The following is a 412-nucleotide window of genomic DNA, read 5'->3' as shown; positions in this document are numbered from 1 at the left end:
TTCCACTAACACACAAGCTGATTCAGACTCCGGGCTGCTCCCCGTTCGCTCGCCGCTACTGGGGGAATCTCGGTTGATTTCTTTTCCTCGGGGTACTTAGATGTTTCAGTTCCCCCGGTTCGCCTCGTTAACCTATGTATTCAGTTAACGATAGTGTGTCGAAACACACTGGGTTTCCCCATTCGGACATCGACGGGTCAAAGGTTCATATCACCTCGCCGTCGCTTTTCGCAGATTAGCACGTCCTTCATCGCCTCTGACTGCCAGGGCATCCACCGTGTACGCTTAGTCGCTTAACCTCACAACCCGAAGATGTTTCACTTCATGATTGCGAAAATTTGAGAGACTCGAACACACCATTAAAGATGTGTCGTTTCAATTTTCAGCTTGATCCAGATTTTTAAAGAGCAAA

At 48.3% G+C, this 412-nt stretch carries 1 rRNA gene (cut by a window edge); it reads right to left on the bottom strand.

The features are described from left to right. Positions 1–299, bottom strand: a 23S ribosomal RNA gene (locus tag IM295_RS01945) (it extends 2,613 nt beyond the left edge of the window). Positions 300–412: the final 113 nt, after the last annotated feature.

The organism is Enterobacter cloacae complex sp. P14RS (assembly GCF_014895895.1).
In the GTDB taxonomy this organism is placed as follows: domain Bacteria; phylum Pseudomonadota; class Gammaproteobacteria; order Enterobacterales; family Enterobacteriaceae; genus Enterobacter; species Enterobacter bugandensis.
The sequence above is the reverse complement of the archived record's forward strand: the minus strand, read 5'-3'. Positions and strand labels throughout refer to the sequence as shown.